This window comes from Sphingomonas rubra (genome assembly GCF_900115745.1).
Taxonomy (GTDB): Bacteria; Pseudomonadota; Alphaproteobacteria; order Sphingomonadales; family Sphingomonadaceae; genus Sphingomonas; species Sphingomonas rubra.
The window spans coordinates 385,274-408,804 of the sequence record NZ_FOXP01000001.1 but is presented as its reverse complement, the minus strand read 5'-3'; the positions used below and the strand labels follow the sequence as shown (position 1 = coordinate 408,804).

Sequence of the window (23,531 nt, the reverse complement as noted above, 5' to 3'; positions counted from 1 at the left end):
TCAGTCCTCGTCCCCGCCTTCGCCCTTGCCGAGTTCGGCCTTGAGCGTGAAGCTGTTGGTGGAGGCGATCCGCTCCGAGCCGGTCAGCCCGGACGTGACAACGACCTGACCGCCGTTGGTGCGGCCCAATGTCACCGGCGTCGCCCGGAACCCCGTCGGGGTCCGCACGAAAACGAACGACTTGTCCTCGATCATCTGAACCGCGGCCGAGGGCACGGCGACGGTGCGGTCCCCGCTTGCGGGCACCAGGATAGACACATTGACCGTCTCGCCGACGCGCCATGTGCTGCCGGCATTGTCGAGCGTGACAATCACCGGCACCAAGCGCGTCGTCTCGTCCAGAACTGGGGAGACGAACGTAACGCGCCCTTCCTGGCGGCGACCCGCTGCTGTGACCTCAACGCGCGCGCCGGGCTTCACCCGGCCCGCATCGCTCGGCACCAACGAAGTCGCAACCGTGACCTTGGAAAGGTTGGCGACCCGGAACAGCTCGGCGTCGGCTGCGACCGTCTGCCCGAGCGTAGCGGAGCGCGCGATGACCTGACCGGCGATCGGCGAGCGTACCGCGATACGGTTGAGCGCACCGCCCCCGCTGCCGGTCGCGGATAATTGCTGCTGTGCCAGGCGCAGCGCAATATTGGCTTCCGTCGCCGCGGTCCGCGCCGCGACGAGATCCTGTTCGGGCGAGACGCGTTCGGCGAACAGGCGCTGCTCGCGACGAAGGTTCGATTGCGCAAGGGCCGCTCGCGCGCGAGCGGCCTCGACCTCCGCCTTGAGTGACGCCGCTTCGCGGCTCTCGATGATGGCGAGCGGGTCGCCTCGACCGACGGATTGGCCAAGATTGCGGGTGAGCGAGACGAGCCGCCCGCCCAACGATGCCGATACCACCTGCACGCCTTGCGGATCGCCTTCGATCGTCGCTGAAAGCTCGATCGCACCGGCCACACCGCCGACCGTCGGCCGCGTGACCTCAATCCCGGCATCCGCGATTTGCTGCGCGGATAGAGTGACGACATCCTTGACGCCTTCCTTGGCCTCGCTGGCCTCGGCGCCTTCCGTCTTTTCGGCTCCGGCCTTTTCGCCGGCTTCACCACTGCTGCCGGCTCCACCGCATCCGGCAAGGATGAGGGCCAGGGTCACGGGCGCTAGCGTCCGCATGATGATCTTCGTCATTGAATGGTTTCCTCGGGGGAGGGCGCGGCGGCAACGAGCCGTTCCAGGCGTGCCTTTGCGTCATGATAGGTGGCGAGCGCGTCGATCGCGGCGGTGCGCGTCTCGGACAGGGTCCGCTCGGCATCGAGCAAGTCGAGCTGGCCGAACTTGCCCTCGCGGTAGCCGATCCGGGCAATGCGAGCCGCCTCGGCAGCCGAAGCCAGCACCGGGCCGCTCGCATTGCGTGCGGACGTGGCGGCATTGGCCACCTCCGCCTGAGCGTTCGCGATGTCCTGCGCCAGGTCCAGCTCGGCGGAACGCCGCAGGGCCTGCGCCTGGTCGCTCTGCGCGCGGGCCTGGGCCACGGCTGCCTTGCCGTTGTTGAAGACGGGGAAGGGGATGGAAACCCCGAATACTGCGGCAACGTCGTTGGTCGCCTCGAGCCGTCGTGCGCTGGCGCTCAGCGTTACGTCGGGAACGCGCTGCGATCGGGCGAGCCGCACCTGCGCCTCGGCTGTCGTCGCGTCAGCGCGGGCGGCGGCCAGCGCCAACGTGCCGGCGGGTTCAATCGGCCTTGCCGGTCCGAAGCTCTCCACACGATCATACCATGCGAGGTCCAGCGGGCCGGTCACGGGCTGGCCGATCCGGCGGGCGAGATTGTCTCGCGCGACCTCGGCAAGCCGCTGGGCACGCTCCACGGCCGTCTCTGCGTTGATGCGCAGCACGTCGGCACGCTGCTGTTCGAGCGGTGACGCACGTCCCGCCTGCACACGGACCCCGGCTGCTCGCAGCGCCTCACGGGCGATGCCGGCCTGTTCGCGCGCTGTGACGAGACGACGCTCGGCCGACGCTGCCTGGATGTAGATCTGCGTGACGGCAAGCCGCAGATCGGCCTCTGCCAGCACCGTACCGATCCGCGCCCGGTTGCCGATCGCGTCAGCGACCGCGATCCGTGCCGAGCGCTTGCCCCCGAGCTCGATCGGAAGCGCCAGACCGGCTGTCGTCTCAGCACTGCGGAAGCCGCGATATTGACCGCTGCCGGCGATGTTCTCGGTCTCGGCGACGATCGATGGGTTGGGGCGGTAGCCTGCGACGACACGCCCCGCTTCTGCGGCCCGCACCCCTGCCGTGGCTGCTTCAAGGCTAGGCGCAGTTGCGCCGGCGAGCGCCAGCGCGCGCTCCAGCGTGAGCGGAGGACTGGTCGATGCTGGCTCGAAGGATTGCGCGTGCGCGATCGATGCGCACGACGCCACGGCCAATAAGGCCGCGATAATACGGGACATGGTGACGAACTCCTGACGTACTGAGAAGCCGCTCGGGAAGCTCCCGGCGGATTAGGCGCTCGTCAGGCTTGGGGAGGTCGCAGGGCTGGGTCCGAAGGCACTGGTCCCATCGGATCGTGGTTCCATGCGACCGGCGCCATAGTGAGGGCACTCAGAGAAGCAGCAAGATTGGGCTCGAACGGCACGCCGATATGGTGGCCGTGGCATCCGCCATGATGGTGCGGGTAGGACTTGTCGGCGTCGGCCGGCACCTGGTCCCCGTCACCATCGCTATGTTCGAGCGAGCTGGCGGAGGTAGAATCGACGCATCTCACGCCTTCCGTCGCGTGCGCGACCGAGCCGAGCCCAAGCGACAACATGAGCATAAGACAAAGGAACAGGGCGGATAGCCGATGCATCGGCCTTCGCCCTAGCAGCTTACCCGTTGCCATGTAACGGCTGCCTGTGATGGGTGGGAGTGGGGGCGGTCTCGGCCCGCAGCTCGGCTCGCGCCTGGCGCATGATCTGAAAGCCACCCGAGAGACCAAGCACCGCCATCAAAGCGGCCACTACAAGGTCGGGCCACGCGCTGTTCAGACCGAAGACGCCGCCTGCGGCCAGCACCACGGCGATATTGCCGATCGCGTCATTGCGCGAGCAGATCCAGACCGAGCGCATGTTCGCGTCACCACTGCGGAAGCGATACAGCATCACCGCAACCACGACGTTCGCGATCAGCGCCGCGACCCCTACGACACCCATGATCTCGGCATGAGGCACAGCGCCGTGGAACGCGCCCCAACCCGCCGCGAGCAGGACATAGAGCCCGAGCAGCGCAAGCGTCGCTCCCTTCAGCATCGCTGCGCGCGCGCGCCAGGCTATCGCCATCCCGGCGACGCCTAAGCTGATCGCATAATTGGCAGCGTCACCGAAGAAGTCGAGCGCGTCGGCCTGGAGCGCCTTCGACCCGCCCGTGATTCCTGCGACGATCTCGATCGCGAACATGCCGCCATTGATGACGAGCGCGATCCACAGCGCGCGCCGCCATCTCGGGTCGTTGAGGGTGCCCGCCTTGTCGGACGCGCAGCTCGTACAGGCCATCTTCGCCACCTCGATAGAATCGATCTGGCAGCCTATATGCACCCTCTAGTCGCTAGAGGGTCAAGCGCTTTGTCTGAGAAACTGATGATCGGGAAGTTGGCCTCGGCGACGGGCACCAAGGTCGAGACAATCCGCTATTACGAACAGATCGGCTTGCTGCCAGCACCAGCGCGGTCGGCGGGCAATTACCGGACCTACGAGGGAGAGCATCTGCGGCGCTTGTCGTTTATCCGTCGGGCGCGAGACCTCGGCTTCTCGATCGACCAGGTGCGGGAGCTGATGGGGCTCGCCGATCGCCGCGAACAATCCTGCATGGCCGTGGACGTGATCGCCAACCAGCACCGGGATGCGATCACGCGGAAGATCGCCGACCTGACGGCGCTTGCGGGCGAGCTGGACGCGCTGATCGATTCTTGTAGCCGCAACACCGTGGCCGATTGCAGGATCATTGAGGCATTGGCCCCTGGCGCGGAAACCCAATCAATGAGCGCGCCAACACCATGAAGAACAGCGCTTCGGGTCGCTACTGAGGGGTACGACGCTGAGCGTTTCGAGAATTAGCTAGGAAATGCGCGCCGATCGTACCGAGGTATTTGGCTTACCGAACGCGACGTCAGCGCCGCTTCAAATTTCCGCCGTGGAAAGTCATGGGTTTTTAGAGGACGCGACTAGTTGCGATGATCGCGCCACGCGCAGACGCGCGGTTCCAACGGTCTCCTGGCTTCTTCACTAGGCTTCTTGGGTGTAACTTTTCTGATTGTTCTTTAACGATCGGGCCTCCAAAGCCTCCACGCAGATGGTCTGATCAGCCGCTACACGCGCGCGAATTAATAGATCAAAGTGATTTAGGAAAATGGCAGCAGGCTACCCTTGATCATCGCCTAATTAGCGGTCTGCGGACAGACGGCTGATCAGGCGCCCGACGCTGCCGCCCTGGACGACAACCGAGAACAGCACCACGACGTATGTGATAGCTAGGATCGCGTCGCGTGCTGATCCGTCGGGCAGCGACAGCGCCAGGGCAACCGAGATACCGCCACGTAGGCCACCCCAGATCAGCGTGGGCAGCGCTAATCGACCCATATTCAGCCGGAACCGAAGCACAGCGAGCGGTGCGCCCACTGCAACCGTGCGAGCGGCGAGCACCAGCGGGATTGCGAGCGCGCCGGCCAACAAAATGCGTGGGTCCGGCACGATCGCGATCACTTCGAGTCCGATGAGTAGAAACAGCACGGCGTTGAGCAGCTCGTCGATCAGCTCCCAGAACTTGAGCACATAATCGCGCGTCGTGTCGCTCATCGCGAGCTGGACGCCGGCGTTACCGATCAGCAGGCCGGCGACCGCCATCGCTACGGGGCCGCTGACGTGGAGGAACTGCGCCAAGCTGTAGCCGCCCATGACGACGGCGAGGCTGATCATCAGCTCGACATTATACTCGTCGATCGACGCCATCGCCTTGAACCCCAGCCAACCGATCGCAAGCCCGAGCATGGCTCCGCCTCCCGCCTCTACGAAAAACGCTTCGGCTGCATGATCAATCGTGAACGGCTCGGTGCCGAGCGCTGCGGCGAGCAGGATCGAGAATACGACAACGCCGACGCCGTCGTTGAAGAGGCTTTCGCCCGCGACCGTTGCCTGGAGTGTCGGGGGCACCGCAGCACGCTTCAGCACGCCCATAACGGCGACCGGATCTGTGGGGCTGATCAGCGCGCCGAACACGAAGCACCAGAGCGGCGGGATACCCAGCCCCAGAGCGGAGGTCAGCAGGAGAAAGCCGCCACCCACAATCAAGGTGGATATGAGTACGCCGACCGTGCTCAGCACCAGGATCGGCAGGCGTCCGCGGCGCATCTCGGTCCAGTCGACGTGGAGCGCGCCCGCGAACAGCAGAAACGAGAGCATCCCGTCCATCAACGTCGTATGGAAATCGATGTCGGAGATGAAGCCAGACACCTGCTCGGCCAGCGTGCTGGCCGGCAAAAGCTGATCGAGCGTGACGACGGCAAGCGAGGCCACTGCGCCCATGACGGTCAACCCGACCGAAGACGGCAGTCGAAGGAACCGATGGTTCAGGTAGCCAAGCACAGCCGCTAGCGCGATAAGGATAGCCGCGGCGTCGAACGCGCTCAAGGAATGGTCGGTCATCACTGAGGCTTAGGCGCGGCCTTCACACTGCGCCATGAAAAGGAGCGCGATGTTCTTCTCAGGCTTCGATGCCATCTGGCGCACGGGGGTCGTGGGATTGTGCGCCTACGTAACACTGGTGGGCGTGCTCCGAATCACCGGCAAGCGCACCCTGTCCAAGATGAATGCCTTCGACCTCGTCGTCACAGTGTCCCTCGGCTCGACACTGGCGACGATCCTGCTGTCGAAGGACGTGGCTCTGGCCGAGGGCGTGACGGCTTTCCTGCTGCTTGCGGGCGCGCAATATACCGTGACCTGGACGTCGATGCGATCGCCGCGGTTCCGGCGGTGGATCAAGGCGGAACCACGCGCGCTGCTGCGGGACGGGCAGCTTATTCCTGACGCGCTGAGAGCTGAGCGCCTGACGCCGGACGAGGTCGATGCCGCGATCCGCGGCGCTGGCCATGCCGACGCGGGTGACATCGCGCTCGTCATGCTGGAAACAGACGGCAGCATGAGCGTCGTACCGCAGAGGAAGAGCTGAGCGCATGTGGCTGAAGGCGCGAGCTCTGGAGCTCATCGAGGACATCCGGGGCAGTTACTGGTTCGTCCCATCGCTGCTCGCGATGCTCGGCTTTGCTGCGGGGTTGGGGCTGGTCTACCTGGATGCGGTGTTCGGAGACGCTTGGCTCGGCCGGTTTGAATGGTTCTACGGCAGCCGTCCCGATGGGGCCCGCTCACTGCTTTCGACCGTCGCGGGCTCTACGATTACGGTGGCGGGCGTGGTGTTCTCCATTACCCTGGCTGCCGTCACTTATGCCTCGGGCCAGTACGGGCCGCGTCTCCTCAGCAACTTCGTGCGGGATCGGGGCAACCAGGCTACGCTCGGGGTGTTCATCGGCACCTTCCTCTATTGCCTGGTCGTGCTGCGCACGATCCGAAGCGCGGAGGAGACGAGCGCGGACACCGGCGGTGCGGTGCGTGAGGCGTTCGTGCCGCATATTGCCATGTTCGGGGCACTGGCGCTCGCGGTCGCGTCGATCGGCGTCCTGATCTATTTCGTCCATCATGTCACCGACGCCATCCACATCAACAATGTGATCGCCCGGATTGGCCACAGCCTGCTTGCCGACATCGCGGGTCGTAGCGGCGAGGAAGCGGCGACCGGCAACGATGGCGTCGAGGCGCCTCCGCTTCAGCAAGGCTCTCCTGTCGCCGCGACCAGGACCGGCTATGTCGAGGCGCTGGACGAAGGCGCGCTGCTGACCATCGCCGCCGAGCGTGACGCGGTCATTACGGTGCTCGCCGTCCCCGGCGACTTCGTGCATCGTGGCCGGCCCGTCCTACTGATCGAGCCCGCGGGCGACTCCGAATTCGATGGTTGCGGCGAGCTATTCTCCGTCAGCCGCAAGCGTTCGGCGCTCCAGGATCTGCGCTTTCCGATAGACGAGCTGGTCGAGCTCGCTGCCCGCGCGCTGTCGCCAGGCATCAATGACCCGTTCACCGCCATCGCCTGCATCGATTGGCTCGGCGCTGCGCTGATGGACCTGTCCAAAATGCCCGTGAAGCCGACAATCCTGCGGGATGGGAGCGGGCATGTCCGTGTCGTGGTCCCGCGCCTCGGCTTTGCCGACTTTCTCCAGTCCGCGGTCGGACAGCTCCGCCCCTATGCCGTGGAGGACCCGAACACAGGCCCTCATCTGCTGCATACGCTGGGCAAGGTGGGCGATGCGCTCACCGATCCGCGGCACAAGGCGTTGCTGGATGCAGAGCGTGTCCACGTTGAGCGCGCAATGGAGCAGAAGGAGAACTGATGGCGAACCCAGCGCCCGCCGAGGCGGACCCCGGCGTGGTAGACGCGAACGTGGGCCTGATCTGGCGCACGGCCGATCGGCTGCTCGACGGCTTCTTTGCCATGATCCCGCTGCTCGTCGCGGCGCTCGCCGTGTTCGTGGTGCTGCTGTTTCTGGCCAAGGGCCTCCGCTACCTCGTCGAACGGGCGCTCGCTCGCACGTCCAACCGGAGCGCCGCGACTGCGATCGGACGCATCCTCTACATCCTGATGCTGGGAATGGCCGTGCTGATTGCGGTAACGGTGGCATTCCCGAGCATGACGCCTGGCCGGCTGATCTCGACCTTGGGCATCGGGGGCATCGCGATCGGTTTTGCGTTCAAGGACATTTTTCAGAACCTGCTCGCCGGCATCCTGCTGCTGCTTCGCCACCCGTTCCGGGTCGGGGACGAAATCACCACCGGTGAGTTCACTGGCACGGTCGAGGCGATCGAGACGCGGGCGACCTTCATACGCACCTATGATGGGCGACGGATCATCATCCCGAACGGCGACGTCTACACCAAGCCCGTCACCGTGATCTCCGCCTACGATATGCTCCGGACCGAGTACGACGTCGGCATCGGCTACGGTGACGACCTGGGCCGTGCAAAGGAAGTTGCTCTCGAGGCAATCAAGGGCGTCCAAGGCGTTCTTGCCGATCCAGCGCCCGACGTGCTTGTTTGGGAACTCGGCGAGTCGTCCAAGAATATCCGCTTGCGCTGGTGGACACGCCCGCACCGTGCGGAGGTCCTTCGCGTGCGCGACGCGGTTCTCAAGGCAGCGGCGGAAGCGATCGCCGCCGAAGGCATGGATCTGCCATTCCCGACGCAGGTGGTGTTGTTCCACGATCAGACGGAAGAGACGGACGGCGATCGCACCCGTCAGCGAGAGGGCTGGCCCGCCGGCGATGCGCCGCCCAAGCCCCGACCCCTCAACCGCTTGGAGTTGGTCAGAGCCAAGGCGACCGACGATCGCGCCTGAAGTAACACGCGGACGCGAACACGCTTCTCGCCAGGTTGTACGCTTCGCAAAGGCGGGCTGGCGTGCCGGCCGCAGCGCGGCGCAGGACGACTTCGGCATGGTGGCGAGTTCGATTGCCTTCTCGTCCTTTTTATCGCTGCTGCCGCTGCTGGCGCTCGTCGCGCTCGCTTACGGTACGTTTACCGAGCCGCAGGAGGTAATCGCCGACCTGCGTGCGCTGACCCGCGTCATCCCTGTCGAGGCGCGAGGTTTGATCACTTCATCATCGAGCGAAGCGCTGCTCAGCCGGGAGGGTCGCGGAACAGGCTTCGCTTTGTCGATCGCGCTGACCGTGTTCAGCGCCAGCCGAGCAGGCCGCTCACTCCTTTACGGGCTGAACGTGGCGTGCCGCGTCGATCGCCGGCCCAGCTTCGTGGCTCGGCGGGTAATCGCCGTTTTGATCGTGCTCGCCGCGGCGGCGCTGGTGACAGCCGTGCTGGTCGCGGTGTCGGCGTTCGCCTTCGTTGTCCGCTTCCTGCCCGAGCTGCCGTTCGCCTCCGAACTGGCGCAGGTGCTGTTCTGGATTGCAACCGCGGCGGTCACGGCAGCGATGCTGACTGCAATCTACCGGCACGGGCCGGCCCGTGCCGCGCCGCCCTGGCGTGACGTTGCGCCCGGTGCGGTACTGGCGACCGTGCTCTGGCTGGGCGCGACGGCGTTATTCAGCATCTATCTTGGCCGATTTGGCGACTTCGGCCGGGTATACGGATCGCTCGGCGCGGTGATCGTGCTGCAGCTCTGGCTGCTCGGTTCCGCCTCCGCGTTCCTGCTGGGCGCGCGTTTCAACGTCGAATTGGCAAGCGACGAAGCGACTGTCGCGGGTTAGGCAGGTTAGATGGCCCTGTCTCCCCTTCGTCCATTATCGGCTTTGCGCGCCTTGCTCACCAGCGAGGCAGGCGGCGGCGTGGTCCTGGCGCTGGCCACAGCGTTGGCGCTCGGCGTTGCGAATTCGCCGTTCGCGCCTGCCTACTTCGGCTACCTGCACCACTACGCTGCCGGCCTGTCTGTCCTGCACTGGATCAACGACGGGTTGATGGCGGTATTCTTCCTGCTGGTCGGCCTTGAGCTCAAGCGCGAGCTGCTCGATGGGCAGCTGCGCACCTGGGGACGACGAATCCTGCCTGCCGCGGCGGCAGCAGGGGGTATGATCGCACCCGCGCTCATCTATTTAGCGCTGAACTGGCATGATCCGGTCGGCGCGCGCGGTTGGGCGATCCCGACCGCCACCGACATCGCCTTCGCTCTCGGCGTGCTGGCGCTACTGGGTAGCCGCGCGCCGGTATCGCTCAAGGTGCTGCTGACCGCGATCGCGGTGCTCGACGACTTGGGCGCGATCGTCGTGATCGCGCTGTTCTACACCGACGGGCTGGCGGTCGGGCCGCTGGCGATCGCGGGCGCAGGGCTGGGCCTTCTGGTTGCGTGCAATCGGCTGGGGGTGCGGGTATTGTGGCCGTATCTGCTGGTTGGCGCTGGCGTGTGGTGGGCGGTGCTGCAGTCCGGCGTACACGCGACCCTGGCAGGCGTGGCCGTGGCTCTGACGGTGCCGATCGACCCGACGCCCGGACGCCCCGAAGCGCCGGATTCGCCGTTGCATCGGCTGGAACATGCGCTCGCTCCGTGGGTGGCGTTCGGCATCGTGCCGGTATTCGCCTTTGCCAATGCGGGCGTGTCGCTCGCCGGGCTGGGACCGGAGGCGGCGCTGGCACCGGTGCCGCTGGGCATCGTGGCGGGTCTGTTCGTGGGCAAACAACTCGGCGTGTTCGGTGCGTGCTGGGCGCTGATCCGCGCGGACGTGGTCGACATGCCCGCCTGCGCGACCTGGCGGCAGCTGTACGGGATGGCGATGCTGTGCGGCGTCGGCTTCACCATGAGTCTGTTCATCGGCGTGCTGGCATTCGGCGAGGGCTCGGCTCTCACCGACGCGGTCAAGATCGGCGTGCTCGCCGGGTCGGCGCTGTCGGCGATCAGCGGCTTCCTCCTTCTGCGCAGCGCCAAAGGCGATCCGGCGTGCTGAGACCGTCACGCGAGGCGCAGCGACGGCCAGCTCACTTCCAACGCCGCAGTAGCGTCACGGCAGGAACCGCGCTTGGCTTACGGATACTCGCCGCTCTCGCTCTGGTCGGCATCGCGCTCGCGGGGCACTGGTTTGATCGCGAGGGCCTGCGCGACAATACCGATGGTGCCGTCTCATTCATCGATGTCGTCTATTTCACGATGATTACCGTCACCACGGTCGGCTATGGTGACATCGTGCCGGTGACTGATCGAGCGCGGCTGTTCGATACCTTTGTCGTGACGCCGGTCCGCATCTTTGTCTGGCTCATTTTTCTCGGGACGGCCTACACCTTCCTCTTCAAGAACACATGGGAGCGGTGGCGCATGGCGCGCATCCAGCGACAGCTACAGAAGCATACGATCGTCTGCGGCTATGGCGCGACCGGCGCAGAAGCCGTTGCCGAGCTGCTGCGTCGGGGCTGTCCGCCGGACGGGATCGTGGTCGTCGATCTCGACGAAACAGCCTTGGAGGGAGCGGATGAGCTGGGTGTCGGCACCGTGCTCGGCGATGCCACCCATAACGCCGTGCTCGAAGCAGCCGGCATCGCGCGCGCGCGCGCCCTGGTCGTCTCACCGAACCGCGATGATGCCGCCGTTCTGATCGCGATGACCGCGCGGCGGCTCGCACCTGATGTGCCCGTCGCGGTCGGGGTCAGGGCGACCGAGAACGAGATTCTCGCACGTGATGCCGGCGCGCAGGTCATCGTCAACCCGGTCAGCTTTGGCGGGAGACTGCTCGCGGGCGCGACGATGGGTTCGCACATCGCCGATTACGTCAGTGATCTCGTGACCTCCCATGGGCGGGTCAAGCTGCACGAGCGGCCAGTCACGCGCGAGGAGGTGGGCCGACCGCTGCGCACCGTCGAGACGGGCCAGGCTCTGCGGCTGTATCGCGACGGTCGGACAATCGGCTTCTGGGAGCCCGAAGCCGCGGCCATGCAGGATGGCGACGTGCTGATCGAAATCGTCCCCACTCTCGATTCGGCGAGCTGAGGCGGTGGAGATCGGCACCTTCGCGCCCGTTCATCTCTCCTGGGCGGATGCGCTGCTACGCGTTGGGGCGGCGATCATGTTCGCCTTTGCGATCGGGCTGGAGCGGTACCTCCGCAGGAAGCCTGTCGACTTTCGGCCGTTCGTCATCATCTCGCTTGCGTCGTGTGCGCTCACGATCGGCATCGTCGATCTTGGCTACCGAACTGCCGATGCCAATTTCTCGATCGACCCCGCCAAGGTGATGAGCGGAGTCATGACCGGGATCGGTTTCCTGGGTGCCGGCGCGCTGTTCCGTGAGAAGCAAGTCGTGCAGGGCGCCGGCTCGGCGGCGGCGATCTGGGCATCAGGCGCGATCGGCCTGATCTGCGGGCTCGGCTCGGTCTGGCTTGGCGGCCTGGTCGCGGCCGCAATCGTCCTTCTCTTCTTCCTCGGCCGACCGTTCACCGACCGCTATGATGCGAGCGTCACGCCCGACGATCAGGAATAGAGCCGCGCCAAGACGAACCCGGTCGTGACGACCACCATGACGACCAGTGGCGCGCCCATTCGCGCATAATCGGTGAACCGATAGCCGCCGGGCCCCATTACCAGCAGGTTGTTCTGGTGGCCGATCGGCGTGAGGAAGTCTGCCGACGCACCGATCAGCACGGCGAGGAGAGCCGCGTCGGGACTGACGCCGAGCAGCCCCGCGGCGTCGATGGCGAGCGGCCCCATGATGACGGCGGTCGCGACGTTATTGAGGAAGATCGACAGTAGCAGCGTCAGCGCGCAGATCGCGCCGAGCGTCACCGGCAGCGCTTGGCCGGCGAGCGCGTCGCCGAGTAGACCGGCGGCGATCGTCGCCGCGCCGCTGCTTTGGAAGCTCTGCCCGACCGGGATCATTGCCGCGAGCAGAACGATAATGCTCCAGTCGATCGAACGATAGACCTCTCGGGTCGGGATCAGCCTCGCCGCCGCGATCACCGCCGCTGCGCCAAGAAACGCGAGCGCGGGCGAGAGGCCGCCGACGACGATTGCGGCGATCGCTCCGCCAAAGATCGCGAGCGTCGCCGCAGCTTGGCCTCCTGCGACGGGCGCGGGGTCGATCCGATCGATCTCGAGCAGGCGGGCGGACGCGACGAACTGCGCGAGGTCGGCGGGTGCGCCACGGACGAACAGTTCGTCGCCAGCTTCGATGCGGAGCCGCACCAGCGGCACCTTGCGACGTGCGGCCGAAGGCGCGACCGCGACGACCGACAGCCGCTCCTCGCTGCGGATGCGCACAGATTCGGTGCTCAAGCCGATAAGCATCGAACCGTTGGCGACAACGACGCGAGCGGTGACGGCATCGGGCGATGCTCCGATCGCGGTCGCCGACCGCAAGCCCGTCCGCTCGCCGACCGTCCACTGGTTGGAGCGCGAGACCACCAGAAGCCGGTCGTCTGTGCTCAACGCGCCGCTGGTGCCGATCGGCGCGGCACGTCCGTCGCGGAACAACGCCACTGCGCGGGCCTGCGCTGCCCGGAGCCGGGGAAGCAGGTCGGCGAGTTCCACCTCATCATTCGCTGGCGCGAGCTCGAAGGCGCGCCATGGCGCGAGTTTCGAACGGTCGTCTGCAGCCCGGATCGGCAGCAGGCGCCAACCGATGAAGGAGAGGTAGGCAAGTCCGCCGAGCGTGACAGCGACCGCGACGGGGGTCATGGTGAAGAAGCCGAACGGCGCGCCCAGCGCGTCTTCTCGCACCGACGACAGGATCAGGTTGGCGGGCGTCCCGATCAGCGTCGTGGTGCCGCCCAGGATGGTCGCGAAGGCGAGTGGCATCAGTGTAGCGGCGGGTGGCAGCCGGTTGGCGCGCGCGATCTCGGCGGCGATCGGCATGGTGATGACGAGCGCGGCGATGTTATTCATGAACGCCGACAGCAGCGCGCCGACCACGAGAAGCCCCGAGAGTCTGCTCGCAAAGCCCCACGACGCCGGCACCGCCACACGCGCCACGGCGGAGGCGACGCCGGACAGCTCGACCGCGCGACCAACCACCAGGATTGCCGCGACTGCGATCACGGCGGGATCGGCGAAGCCGGCGAGCGCACCCGTCGGCGTGACCAAGCCGGTGAACACGCAGGCGAACAGCGCCGCAAGCGCGACCAAATCGTGCCGAACGCGCTCGGAGACGAACAGGACCAGCGCGCCGAGCAGGATCAGTGTGCTGACGAGCGCGGGAGAGAGCAACTCCATCAGGACCCGGCGAGCGCGGGCGAGAGCGCGAAGGATTGGCCGCCGCCCTGCGCTGGAACGGCCGACACCCCGTTCTCGCGGAGTAGCGCCGCCACGGCAAGCGCGCGTCTCTGGTTAAGCGTCGGCCGCTCGGGCGGCGCGCCCGCGGGCAGCCCCGGCACCCCAAGCGCACGGACATTCCAACGTCGCGCCGCCCAGACGGAGACGAGCACCGCACGGCGGCCGGGCTCGTCCAGCCTGTCGTTATTGTCTTCGAAGGCTATCGCGGGCATCGGCAGCAGTGGCGGGACGAGCTCGACCGTCCAGCCGTCGGCAGCAGCGGAGGCTCGTCGCTCCAACGTCCAATAGGCGGCAAGCGGCGCGCCGGGCAACGCCGCGGCTGCCGCAGTGACGCGCCGGTGCTCGCGGTCGAGCGTCACCGCCTCAGGCGCGACCCCGGCGGCGACCTCGACAACGTGCGACACCTCCGCCGACACATCGTCGCCGGTCGCCGCGGCGGCATTCGCGCGGGCGAGAGCCTCCTGCTCGGCCCCGGCGCCGGCATTGGGATTCAGTAGGATCTGATCCACCTGCACCAGCAGCGGCCGGCCGAGCCGCTTCTCCAGCTCCGCGTCGAGCATTCGGCCACCCACAGCCCGATCGCGCGGCGCGATCACGACCGAGCGGACCGACAAGGGCGTCCGGCTGAAATCGAGGTCGAGCTGGGTGACGCGAGAGCCTGGACCGAATCGTTCGGAGAGGTAGCTGCGAACCTGATTGGCAGTGAGCGCCTCGCTCGCGATCTGCCCCAACGAGAAGGCGAGCGGAATCGACATTCCAATGAAAGCAAGGATCAGCACCACGGTCTGCATCCAGCTCTGCCGTGCCGAGAGGAAGTGGCCGAAGCCGTAGAGCCGCGCCAGCGCGGTAGCGGCCAGCGCAATAGTGACAAAGTTCGCTCCGAACAGCGCGGCCGAGCCGGTCAGCACGGGGATGTTGCGGGTCGCGAGCCCATAGCCCACGACGGCGAGCGGCGGCATTAGCGCGGTGGCGATAGCGACGCCGACAATCGTCTCTCCGCGGCCGCGGATGATCGCGAAGGTGCCCGCGAGCGCAGCGAAGAGAGCGACGAGCAGGTCGAACAGGTTGGGTCGGGTCCGAGCTAGGATCTCAGCGGTCGGGGCTTGGAGGGGTGATACGGTCACGATCGCGGCGGTGAAGAGCACGGCCAAAACGGATCCCGCTCCGAAAGCGACGACGGACCGACGCAGCTCGGCGAAGTCGAAGAGTGCCAGACTGAAGCCGAGCCCCAGGATCGGCCCCATCAGCGGTGAGATCAGCATGGCGCCGATCACCACCGCTGGTGAGGACAAGAGCAAGCCGAGGATAGCGATGCCCGCGGACATCATCGTCATGAAGGCGTAGCGGGGCGTGAATCCACTTTCCGCGACGATCCGCGTCACCACGCGCTCGTGTTCCACGGTTCCAACGACAGATCGTCGCCACCACCGGTAAAGTGGGACGCTGTCCCAGCGCCGGCTGGTGAACGGCCTATCCGCGGTATGCTCTGGAGCGTCGTTCAAATCACAGTCTCTAATCCGCCCTTCAGGTATCCTGCCGCCGCGCAGTGCGGAGAGCCTGTCGCCCCATATGGGCTTGCAACATCTGACTGCTCCGGGGAAGGTCGCATAAATGGGCAAGGGACGGCCTCGCGCGACAATCCTGGTCGCCGTGGCGTTGCTCGCCGCGGTGTTGTTCACCATGTTCTTAGCGCCCGGAGTGCGGCTCACGGGCGCGCAAAATCATATCCCGGTGCACCTAAGGATCAGCGGGCGTCAATTCGAGAGCCTACTAGGATCGAGCCGAAAAGGGGTAGAGCGGATCGGGCATGCGATCGAGGATAAGACTTCTGGATTTGGCGGCGTGGCATTGGCGCAAGCGATCCGCTTCTCCCGACGCCAAGCCCGCACTGCATCGCCACAACCGATACCGCGGGCTATTGCCGAAGCTCTGAAAGACTACTTTCCTTCGCATACTTTGCGACGGGTTCGATGGACAACGGCGGGAAGACGGATCAGCCTCGGTACTGTTCTCGCCGGCTGGTACTACCGCGAAGGCGCCGTCACGCTGGACGAGGTGGTGGTCTTCAGCAATCCAAACACAGCCAAGGACGTCCAGCTATGGGCGCACGAGCTCGTCCATGTTCGCCAGTATGAGGAAGTCGGCATCGATCGCTTCGCCCGACTCTATGTAGGCTCTTGGCCTGTCCTGGAACAACAGGCGCGTGACAATGCCGCCATCATCGCACGCGAGGTTTGGAAGCGAACAGTGCCCTCTCGCCCCCGACACCCAGGAGATGACATATGAGCCCAGTGCCGTGGTTACGCGCACAAGGCCTGCCGATCCCGACCGACCCTGACGTAACCGCGATTGCAGGTGCGATTGCGGTGGTCGTCCTTGCCTTTTCAGTGGGGTGGTGGATCGGCCAGCGCGCCGGTCCGAGGCTCACGGCGTTGGTGCACCGATGGGCTGGCCGGGCAGAGGGGGATGCGTACCGGTCCGGCGTTGCCATCGTGGGCATGTTTTTGGCCGCCCTTGCGCTGTTGCTGTCGCTGCCCTTCTTTACGGCGAGTCCGCTCGCCCTAGTGCTTGTCGCTGTGGCGCTGGGCGTGGCAGTCGCGCGACTCGCCTATGCGCTGGTCAGGCTGGCGGGACTGGGCTCCGGATATGCCTGGCTAATCGCGGCTGTCGTCTTTGTCGTCGCAGCAGCCGGGTCGCTTGGCGGCCTTCAGCCGCTGCTCGCCACACTAGACCGGGCTAGCGTTACGGTGGGGACGAGACGAGTATCTTTGCTCGGCGTCGTCAACGCCGTTGTCGTGATAGCGGTGCTTTTCGCGATCGCGCGACTGGCGAACCGAGTGCTGACCCATTCCATCGGGCGTCTCACGCGGCTTGACGTGTCGCAGCGCGCGCTGGTCCAGAAGCTCGCCGGGATTGCCGTCATCGTCGTAGCCGCGCTGATCGGCATCGACCTGCTTGGCATCGATCTCACAGCGCTGGCGGTGTTCTCGGGCGCGTTAGGGCTTGCCGTGGGCTTCGGACTGCAGAAGACGGTTGGCAACCTGTTATCCGGGCTCATCCTTCTGATGGACCGTTCGGTAAAACCGGGTGACGTGATCGTTGTGGGCGAGACGTTCGGTCAGGTCACCAAAATCGGTGTCCGTGCGGTTTCGGTCGTCACGCGCGACGGCAAGGAGCACCTGATCCCCAACGAGCAGCTTATGGTTGAGCCCGTCGAGAACTGGTCTTACTCGAGCCGCAATGTCCGCATCCACATTCCTGTGGGTATCGCCTACTCGAGCGACCTGCCGCTTGCGCAGAAGCTGATGATCGAGGCCGCGACTGCTGCGGAGCGCGTGCTGAAGAGCCCGGCGCCGACGGTCTGGCTGCGCGGCTTCGGAGACAGCTCGGTCGATCACGACATTCTTGCTTGGATCAAAGATCCCGAGGCCGGGGTCGGGAACGTACAATCTGATATTCTCAACCGGCTGTGGCTTCTGTTCCAGGAGCACGGGATTGAAATCCCCTATCCGCAGAGTGACGTGCACATCCGTTCATTACCGAGCTCTGACGGCCGAGTGCTCGAGCAGGGCTCGTGATTTCAGTCGGTCGGCTGCGCTAGGCGTCGCTTTGATCCTGCGATCCATCGAAGACTGAAGGATCGTCGCTCCCCCGTCTTCGTCAAGGCGTGCCCGCTGGCGACGCGCCCGCATAGAGCAGTCAGCTTGCGTGGTAGGGCTTATCGGTTCCTGGGGTTCGCGAGTGATTCTAGCGGCTCACCGGCCGCGTTACCCCGAGCGTTACCCGGCCTATTCAAGGGCGGGCGGCGGCGCCTGTTAAGTCATTGAAAAGGTGGTGGACGCACTTGGGCTCGAACCAAGGACCCGCTGATTAAGAGTCAGCTGCTCTACCAACTGAGCTATGCGTCCGTGACCGGGTGGGTAGGCGGCGCCTTGGTGGGCGGCCCCCGCGTCGGGAAGCGCGCCGTTAGCAAAGGTGCGCGTCCGTGCAAACCCTTTTTTCGCCTACCACCGTGCGGCGCGACGATTTTCCCGGTCGATCGACATCAGGATGCCCAGGCAGAGCAGTACCGTCATCTGCGCGGAACTGCCGAAGCTGACCAGAGGTAGCGGGATGCCGACGACGGGGGCGAGGCCCATCACCATCATCAAGTTGATCGCGACGTAGAAGAAGATCGTCGTCGCCAGCCCTGCCGCGGTCAGCCGCGCGAAGCGAGTGTTCGCGCGCTGCCCGACCTCGATCCCCCAGCGGATCACCAGCAGAAAGGCAAGGATCAGCAGGCAGCCGCCGACCAGCCCCCATTCCTCCGCCATGGTGGCGAAGACGAAATCGGTATGCCCCTCCGGCAGATAGTCGAGATGACTCTGCGTGCCCTGGAGAAAGCCCTTGCCCCAGATGCCGCCCGAGCCGATCGCGATCTTGGACTGGCTGATGTGATAGCCGGTGCCCAGCGGATCGCTCTCCGGGTCGAGGAAGATCAGGATGCGGTTTCGCTGGTAATCGTGCAGGAAGAAGGTGAACGCGAGCGGTATCGCCACCATCACGCCGAGCGCGCCGCCGACGAACAGGCGCAGGGGAATGCCGGCGAGGAACATGACCGTGGCACCACCCGCACAGATCATCAGCGCGGTACCGAGATCGGGTTGTAGCATGACCAAGCCTGCGGGAACGCCGATCAGCACCGCCGCGGGCCACACTGCGCCGAACCGCCGGGTCTCGGCAGCGGGCAGCATGTCGTAGAACTTCGCGCAGGCGAGGACGATCGCCGGCTTCATGAACTCCGATGGCTGGATGCGGATGAAGCCGAGATCGAGCCAGCGCTGGCTGCCGCCGCGCACAGCGCCGAGCGCCTCCACCGCGACCAGCGCGAGGACGATGGCGGCGTAGGCGGGCAGGGCGATCGCTTTCCACGAACGTTCCGGCACGCGTGACACGGCGAGCGCGGCGGCGAGAAGGACGAAGAAGCGGATACCCTGCGACCACGCCCATGGCCGGATACTGCCGCCCGCCGCCGAGTAGAGCACGACCTGCCCGAACAGGGCGATCGCCATCACCAGCAGCAGCACGCGCCAGGGCAGGCGGGCGAGCGGTTCGGGCAGCAAGCGGCTGCTCACTGGCTGTTCTCCGTGGTGCCCTGCTCTGCCGGGGTCTCGCCGCTCGGACCGTCGGTGGCGAGCGTCTCCTGCGTGCGGTTGGCCAAGTCGGTCGCGGCCTCCACGGCGGGTGCGTCGGTGGGGACGACGGCGTCGGTCTTGGTCGCGGCGGCGGCGGGTGCGGGCGCGTGCTCGGCACGATAGGCGGCGGCCTCGGCGGCCATGCGCGTCTGGATGTCGCCGCCCCAGGTCGGCTCGACCTCGGCTAGGCTCTTCAGCGCTCGCTCGCGGTCGAGCAGGTAGGTCATGATGTCGCGGCCGATCAGCGGCGTGTCCAGGTTCCGGATGGTATGGCCGTTGTGCTCCAGCACGATGCCGGCGGCGTAGCGCGGATTCTCATAAGGTGCGAAACAGACGAACAGTGCGTGGTCGCGCAGTTTGAAGGGAAGCTGGCCGTTGTTGAGCACGCCCGCGCGCCGCTCCGCCATGGTGATGCGGCGGACCTGCGCGGTGCCGGTCTTCGCGGCGATGCTCATGCCGGGTATCTGAAGGCGCGACGCGACGCCGGTGCCGCCGCCGTTGACCACCGCCCACATCGCTTCGCGGACCAGTTGAAGCTGTTCGGACTGGAAGGGCAGGGCAGGCGCGTCGTGATGCACGTGATCGGCGAGGATGCTCGGCTGGAGCGCGCGCCCCGACGCGATCCGCGCCGCCATCACCGCCAGTTGCAGCGGGTTGGCGAGGACATAGCCCTGGCCGATCGAGGCATTCAGGCCGTCGGCGATCGTCCAGCGATCCTTGTACTTGCGCTGCTTCCAGGCCGAGTCGGGTACGGTGCCGAAGCGCTGCGTGGAGAAGGGCAGGTCGAATTTCCGCCCCAGGCCCAGTTCACGCGCGACCGGCGCGATCTTGTCGTAGCCGAGGCGGCGGATCATCTCGAAGAAATAGATGTCGCAGGATTGGGCCACCGCCGTCTTCATGTCCACCGGACCGTGACCACCACGCTTGTGGCAGTGGAACACGCCGGTCCCCACGCGCATCGCGCCCGAGCAGAAGACCCGCTCCGTCGGCGCCACTCCCGCCGCCATCAAGGCCAGCGTATTCATCGGCTTGACGGTCGATCCCGGCGGATAGAGCCCCTGCGTGACCTTGTTCATCAGGGGTACGTGATCGTTTTCCGACAGCATCGACCATTCGAGATGGCTGATCCCGTCGGAGAAGCTGTTGGGGTCGTAGGCGGGCATGGACACCATGCACAGCATCTCGCCCGTGCGGCAGTCGAGCACCACCGCCGAGCCCGAATTAGTGCCGAGCCGGCGGGCGGCATATTCCTGTAGCCCTGCGTCGATGGTCAGCCGGGCGTTGCGGCCGGGTATGTCGGGGCGCGTCGCCAGTTCGGCCACGAGCTTGCCGCGCGCGGTGACCTCGACCCGCTTGGCACCGGGCTGGCCGCGCAGCCGATCCTCCAGCATCTTCTCCAACCCGTCCTTGCCCAGCTTGAACCCGGGGGTGACGTAGAGCGGATTGCGGGTTTCCTTAAACTGCTCGGCCGTCGGCGCGCCGACATAGCCGGTGAGATGCGCGACCGCGGCACCGAGCGGATAGTGGCGCGCGAACCCGCGTGTCGGCTGCACACCGGGCAGTTCCGGCAAGCGGACGCTGACCGCGGCGAACCGCTCCCAGTCGAGTCGCTCGGCGACCTGGACGGGCTGGAAGCCGGGCGCTCGTTCGAGATCGATGCGCAGGCGCGCAACCTCCTCGGGCGGCAGCTTCAGGATCTGGGCGAGAAGCGCGATGACACGCTCGTCGTCGCGCAGCCGGTCGGGCAGGATGTCGACGCGGAAGTCGGTACGATTGTTGGCGATCGGCAGGCCGTGGCGGTCGATCAGCCAGCCGCGTCGCGGCGGAATGAGCGTGGCGTTGACCCGGTTCGACTCGGCAAGGAGGTTGTAGCGCTCGTTCTCCGCGATCGAGAGCCATGCCATCCGGCCGGCGAGCATCACGCCGACGCCCGCCTGCGCGGCGCCGAGCAGCCAGGCCCGGCGCGAGAAGCTGGCGGTCTGCATCGCTTCGCTGACGATGCGGGGAGGGCGCCTCATGCCATGCCCCGCTTGCGATCGATCCAGGCGACCAGACGCGCGGCGAGGGGAAAGAGCAGGATCGCCGCACACCCCTGCGCCAGCATCGCGCCGTCGACATGAGCGGTGAGCGGCACGGCCAGCACGCGACCGCCGGCGAGGCAGAACATGATCGCGGCGGCGGCGATCAGCCAATCCTGCCAGAAATCGCGATAGACCAGTCGCCGCTCCACCAAGTCGATGCCGAGGAAGCACAGCGACCAGAGCAGCACCGCCGAGCCGAGCGGCTGGCCGCTCAGCAGATCATCGACGAAGCCGAGCGGTGCCGCCGCCCAGGGACGCAGGGCGAAGCGGGCGAGCAGCCGCCAAGCGAGCAGCACCAGCAGGCCAAGGGGCGGCAGGATCGGCACCGCGGCGATCACCGGCACGATCGTCATCGTCGACCCGCCGATCACCGTCGCCCAGGGAAGGGCGCGGGCGCGGCCGGGCGGCAGCGGCTGCGCGAAGGGATCGTGATCGGTGAGCGTCACGGGGCCGGGTCCGTCGGGGCGGCGGCGGCGGGTGTGGGAGCCGCGGGGAGCGGCATGAACACGCGCTCGACCAGCGCGAAGTCGAACGTGTCGGGCTGCGCGAAGGTACGGCCGAGCACCGAGTCGGTTCCGGCAGCGGCGACGCGCGCGACGGGGATGCCGGGCGCGTAGAGGCCGCCGATGCCCGAGGTGACGAACACGTCGCCGGCGGCGAAGCGGACGTCGGTGGCGTTGACCGAGCGGATGTCGACGGCGCCGTCGCCGCGGCCGATGGCAATGGCCGGAAGGCCGTCGCGGCTGCGGCGCACCGGCACGATGCTCTCCGGATCGCTCAGCAGCAGCACGCGCGCGGCGGCAGGGCCGGTTTCGAGGACGCGCCCCACCAGCCCCTCGGGGCCGCGCACCGGCATGCCGGGCAGGACGCCGCTGAACCGCCCCGCGTCGAGCAGCGCGAAGCGGCGGCCGCTCGATGCCGAGGAACTGACGAGCCGGGCGGTGACCACCGGATCGGGCGTGCGGTCGCGCACCGCGAGCAGCGCGCGCAGGCGGCGATTGTCGTAGGCGATGACGCGGGCGCGCTGGAGAAGCGGGCGGGCGGCGGCGAGTTCGCGGCGCATGGCGGCATTCTCGGCATGCGCGAACAGCCAGCCGTTGATCGCCTCCGGCACGCTCGCCGCAGCCTCGGTGACGGTGGCGAGGCCGCCCGAGATCGGCGCGGTCACGCTCGCCACGCCCATGCGGATGCCGGCGAACAGCGGCGGGTTGAAGCTGCTGACGACGAGCAGCACCGCACCGACCACCGCGCCCGCGACCGCGAGCACGTAGCCGATGAAGATCCCGTACTGCCGCCGCCGCGAGAAGCCCGTGCGACGATCGCCCGCAGGCGCCATGCGCCGCTATCCTTCGTCGAAGTGGATCAGCTCAGTTGCAGGACGCCGCGGAACAGCGGGTCCTCCAGCGCGCGTCCGGTGCCCAGGGCAACGCAGGTCAACGGGTCCTCGGCGACGGTGACCGGCAGGCCGGTCTCGTCGCGCAGCACCTCGTCGAGCCCCTGGAGCAGCGCGCCGCCGCCGGTCAGGACGATGCCCTGATCGACGATGTCGGCGGCGAGTTCGGGCGCGGTGTTCTCCAGCGCCACGCGGACGCCCTCGACGATCGTCGCGACCGGCTCCGACAGTGCTTCGGCGACCTGGCCCTGGTTGATCTGGATCTCCTTGGGCACCCCATTGACGAGGTCGCGGCCCTTGATGTGGATGACGGTGCCGATGCCGTCGGCGGGCGGCTTGGCGCAACCGACCTCCTGCTTGATCCGCTCGGCCGTGGCCTCGCCGATCAGGAGGTTGTGGTTGCGGCGGACATAGGAGACGATCGCCTCGTCCATCTTGTCGCCGCCGACGCGGACGGACGTGGTGTAGGCGAGACCGCGGAGCGACAGCACCGCGACTTCGGTGGTGCCGCCGCCGATGTCGACCACCATGCTGCCGATCGGCTCGGTCACCGGCATGTCGGCGCCGATCGCGGCGGCCATCGGCTCCTCGATCAGCCACACCTGGCTGGCGCCCGCATTCGACGCGGCGTCGCGGATCGCGCGGCGCTCCACCTTGGTGGAGCCCGAGGGGACGCAGATCACGATCTCCGGCCAGCGGGCGAAGCGGCGGGGGCCGTGCACCTTCTGGATGAAATACTTAATCATCTGCTCGGCCACGTCGATGTCGGCGATGACGCCGTCGCGAAGCGGGCGGATCGCCTCGATCGATCCGGGCGTCTTGCCCATCATCAGCTTGGCGTCGTCGCCGACCGCTTTGACCCGCTTGACCCCGTTAATCGTCTCCACCGCCACCACCGACGGCTCGTTGAGGACGATGCCGCGACCGCGCACGTAGACGACGGTGTTCGCGGTGCCGAGGTCGATCGCCATGTCGTGGGACATGAATTTCAGGAAGCGGGGCAATTGCATCGAGCGCGGGTCCAGATCGGTTGCGCCGCTGGGGGGCGACGTGATGGTCTCGCGAAGG

Annotated in this window: 21 protein-coding genes and 1 tRNA gene; 10 read left to right on the top strand and 12 right to left on the bottom strand. The window is 66.7% G+C overall.

What is annotated here, in order from left to right:
• The 3 genes from BM145_RS01990 to BM145_RS01980 all read right to left on the bottom strand — a co-directional run bounded on the left by BM145_RS01990 (position 1) and on the right by BM145_RS01980 (position 3,515).
• Entirely contained in the window at positions 1-1,173 is a 1,173-nt protein-coding gene (locus BM145_RS01990) for an efflux RND transporter periplasmic adaptor subunit (RefSeq protein ID WP_093330590.1), read from the bottom strand.
• Positions 1,170-2,435 (bottom strand): TolC family protein, encoded by a 1,266-nt coding sequence (locus BM145_RS01985; RefSeq protein ID WP_093330587.1) that lies wholly within the window; start codon positions 2,433-2,435, stop codon positions 1,170-1,172. The genes BM145_RS01990 and BM145_RS01985 overlap by 4 nt, the downstream gene beginning before the upstream one ends.
• A 417-nt stretch (positions 2,436-2,852) precedes the next feature.
• Positions 2,853-3,515 (bottom strand): cation efflux transmembrane domain-containing protein, encoded by a 663-nt coding sequence (locus BM145_RS01980; protein ID WP_093330858.1) that lies wholly within the window; start codon positions 3,513-3,515, stop codon positions 2,853-2,855.
• A gap of 84 nt (positions 3,516-3,599) precedes the next feature.
• Between BM145_RS01980 and BM145_RS01975 the strand changes: the two genes are divergently transcribed.
• A complete protein-coding gene (locus BM145_RS01975) occupies positions 3,600-4,019 on the top strand; it encodes a MerR family transcriptional regulator (protein ID WP_245739000.1) in 420 nt (139 codons plus the stop codon).
• A 381-nt stretch (positions 4,020-4,400) separates the two neighbouring features.
• Here BM145_RS01975 and BM145_RS01970 read toward each other — a convergent pair whose 3' ends face one another.
• The gene (locus BM145_RS01970; RefSeq protein ID WP_093330580.1) at positions 4,401-5,660 is read right to left on the bottom strand and encodes a cation:proton antiporter; all 1,260 of its coding nucleotides are present in this window, start codon (positions 5,658-5,660) and stop codon (positions 4,401-4,403) included.
• A gap of 49 nt (positions 5,661-5,709) precedes the next feature.
• Between BM145_RS01970 and BM145_RS01965 the strand changes: the two genes are divergently transcribed.
• Genes BM145_RS01965 through BM145_RS01935 form a run of 7 tightly spaced genes read left to right on the top strand, consistent with a single transcriptional unit; the run spans position 5,710 to position 12,028 of the window.
• The gene (locus tag BM145_RS01965; protein ID WP_093330576.1) at positions 5,710-6,183 is read left to right on the top strand and encodes a DUF421 domain-containing protein; all 474 of its coding nucleotides are present in this window, start codon (positions 5,710-5,712) and stop codon (positions 6,181-6,183) included.
• A gap of 4 nt (positions 6,184-6,187) precedes the next feature.
• The gene (locus BM145_RS01960) at positions 6,188-7,453 is read left to right on the top strand and encodes a DUF2254 domain-containing protein (protein WP_093330573.1); all 1,266 of its coding nucleotides are present in this window, start codon (positions 6,188-6,190) and stop codon (positions 7,451-7,453) included.
• The gene (locus tag BM145_RS01955; protein WP_093330570.1) at positions 7,453-8,454 is read left to right on the top strand and encodes a mechanosensitive ion channel family protein; all 1,002 of its coding nucleotides are present in this window, start codon (positions 7,453-7,455) and stop codon (positions 8,452-8,454) included. The genes BM145_RS01960 and BM145_RS01955 overlap by 1 nt, the downstream gene beginning before the upstream one ends.
• Entirely contained in the window at positions 8,381-9,319 is a 939-nt protein-coding gene (locus BM145_RS01950) for a YihY/virulence factor BrkB family protein (RefSeq protein WP_093330566.1), read from the top strand. Before BM145_RS01955 ends, BM145_RS01950 begins: the two co-directional genes overlap by 74 nt.
• A gap of 9 nt (positions 9,320-9,328) precedes the next feature.
• Positions 9,329-10,507, top strand: a complete 1,179-nt coding sequence (gene nhaA, locus BM145_RS01945; RefSeq protein WP_093330563.1) for a Na+/H+ antiporter NhaA — start codon at positions 9,329-9,331, stop codon at positions 10,505-10,507.
• Complete coding sequence (locus BM145_RS01940) at positions 10,501-11,541, top strand: potassium channel family protein (RefSeq protein WP_245738999.1); 1,041 nt, start codon at positions 10,501-10,503, stop codon at positions 11,539-11,541. Before nhaA ends, BM145_RS01940 begins: the two co-directional genes overlap by 7 nt.
• Before the next feature lie 4 nt (positions 11,542-11,545).
• Complete coding sequence (locus tag BM145_RS01935) at positions 11,546-12,028, top strand: MgtC/SapB family protein (RefSeq protein WP_245738998.1); 483 nt, start codon at positions 11,546-11,548, stop codon at positions 12,026-12,028.
• On the opposite strand, the gene BM145_RS01930 is transcribed toward BM145_RS01935, so the two are convergent.
• On the bottom strand, positions 12,019-13,755 hold the full coding sequence (locus tag BM145_RS01930; RefSeq protein WP_093330560.1) for an SLC13 family permease: 1,737 nt from the start codon (positions 13,753-13,755) through the stop codon (positions 12,019-12,021). The two genes, BM145_RS01935 and BM145_RS01930, sit on opposite strands and share 10 nt — an antisense overlap.
• Positions 13,755-15,197, bottom strand: coding sequence for a DUF389 domain-containing protein (locus BM145_RS01925; protein WP_245738997.1), 1,443 nt, complete (start codon positions 15,195-15,197; stop codon positions 13,755-13,757). The genes BM145_RS01930 and BM145_RS01925 overlap by 1 nt, the downstream gene beginning before the upstream one ends.
• A 229-nt stretch (positions 15,198-15,426) precedes the next feature.
• On the opposite strand from BM145_RS01925, the gene BM145_RS01920 reads away from it, so the two are divergent.
• Both BM145_RS01920 and BM145_RS01915 read left to right on the top strand, forming a co-directional pair.
• Positions 15,427-16,101 carry an eCIS core domain-containing protein gene (locus tag BM145_RS01920; protein WP_093330555.1) on the top strand — a complete coding sequence of 225 codons (675 nt, stop codon included), beginning with the start codon at positions 15,427-15,429 and terminating at the stop codon, positions 16,099-16,101.
• Positions 16,098-17,393: a mechanosensitive ion channel family protein gene (locus BM145_RS01915; RefSeq protein ID WP_093330552.1), complete on the top strand. Its 1,296-nt coding sequence runs from the start codon at positions 16,098-16,100 to the stop codon at positions 17,391-17,393. Before BM145_RS01920 ends, BM145_RS01915 begins: the two co-directional genes overlap by 4 nt.
• Positions 17,394-17,647: 254 nt before the next feature.
• On the opposite strand, the gene BM145_RS01910 is transcribed toward BM145_RS01915, so the two are convergent.
• From BM145_RS01910 to BM145_RS01885, 6 genes are all read right to left on the bottom strand, one after another.
• Positions 17,648-17,723, bottom strand: a tRNA-Lys gene (locus BM145_RS01910).
• A gap of 96 nt (positions 17,724-17,819) precedes the next feature.
• A complete protein-coding gene (gene rodA, locus BM145_RS01905) occupies positions 17,820-18,866 on the bottom strand; it encodes a rod shape-determining protein RodA (RefSeq protein WP_425441074.1) in 1,047 nt (348 codons plus the stop codon).
• A gap of 59 nt (positions 18,867-18,925) precedes the next feature.
• Positions 18,926-21,007: a penicillin-binding protein 2 gene (gene mrdA, locus BM145_RS01900; RefSeq protein ID WP_093330547.1), complete on the bottom strand. Its 2,082-nt coding sequence runs from the start codon at positions 21,005-21,007 to the stop codon at positions 18,926-18,928.
• Positions 21,004-21,516 (bottom strand): rod shape-determining protein MreD, encoded by a 513-nt coding sequence (mreD, locus tag BM145_RS01895; protein WP_093330545.1) that lies wholly within the window; start codon positions 21,514-21,516, stop codon positions 21,004-21,006. The genes mrdA and mreD overlap by 4 nt, the downstream gene beginning before the upstream one ends.
• Positions 21,513-22,406: a rod shape-determining protein MreC gene (locus BM145_RS01890; protein ID WP_093330542.1), complete on the bottom strand. Its 894-nt coding sequence runs from the start codon at positions 22,404-22,406 to the stop codon at positions 21,513-21,515. The genes mreD and BM145_RS01890 overlap by 4 nt, the downstream gene beginning before the upstream one ends.
• 26 nt (positions 22,407-22,432) lie before the next feature.
• A complete protein-coding gene (locus tag BM145_RS01885) occupies positions 22,433-23,473 on the bottom strand; it encodes a rod shape-determining protein (RefSeq protein ID WP_093330540.1) in 1,041 nt (346 codons plus the stop codon).
• Positions 23,474-23,531: the final 58 nt, after the last annotated feature.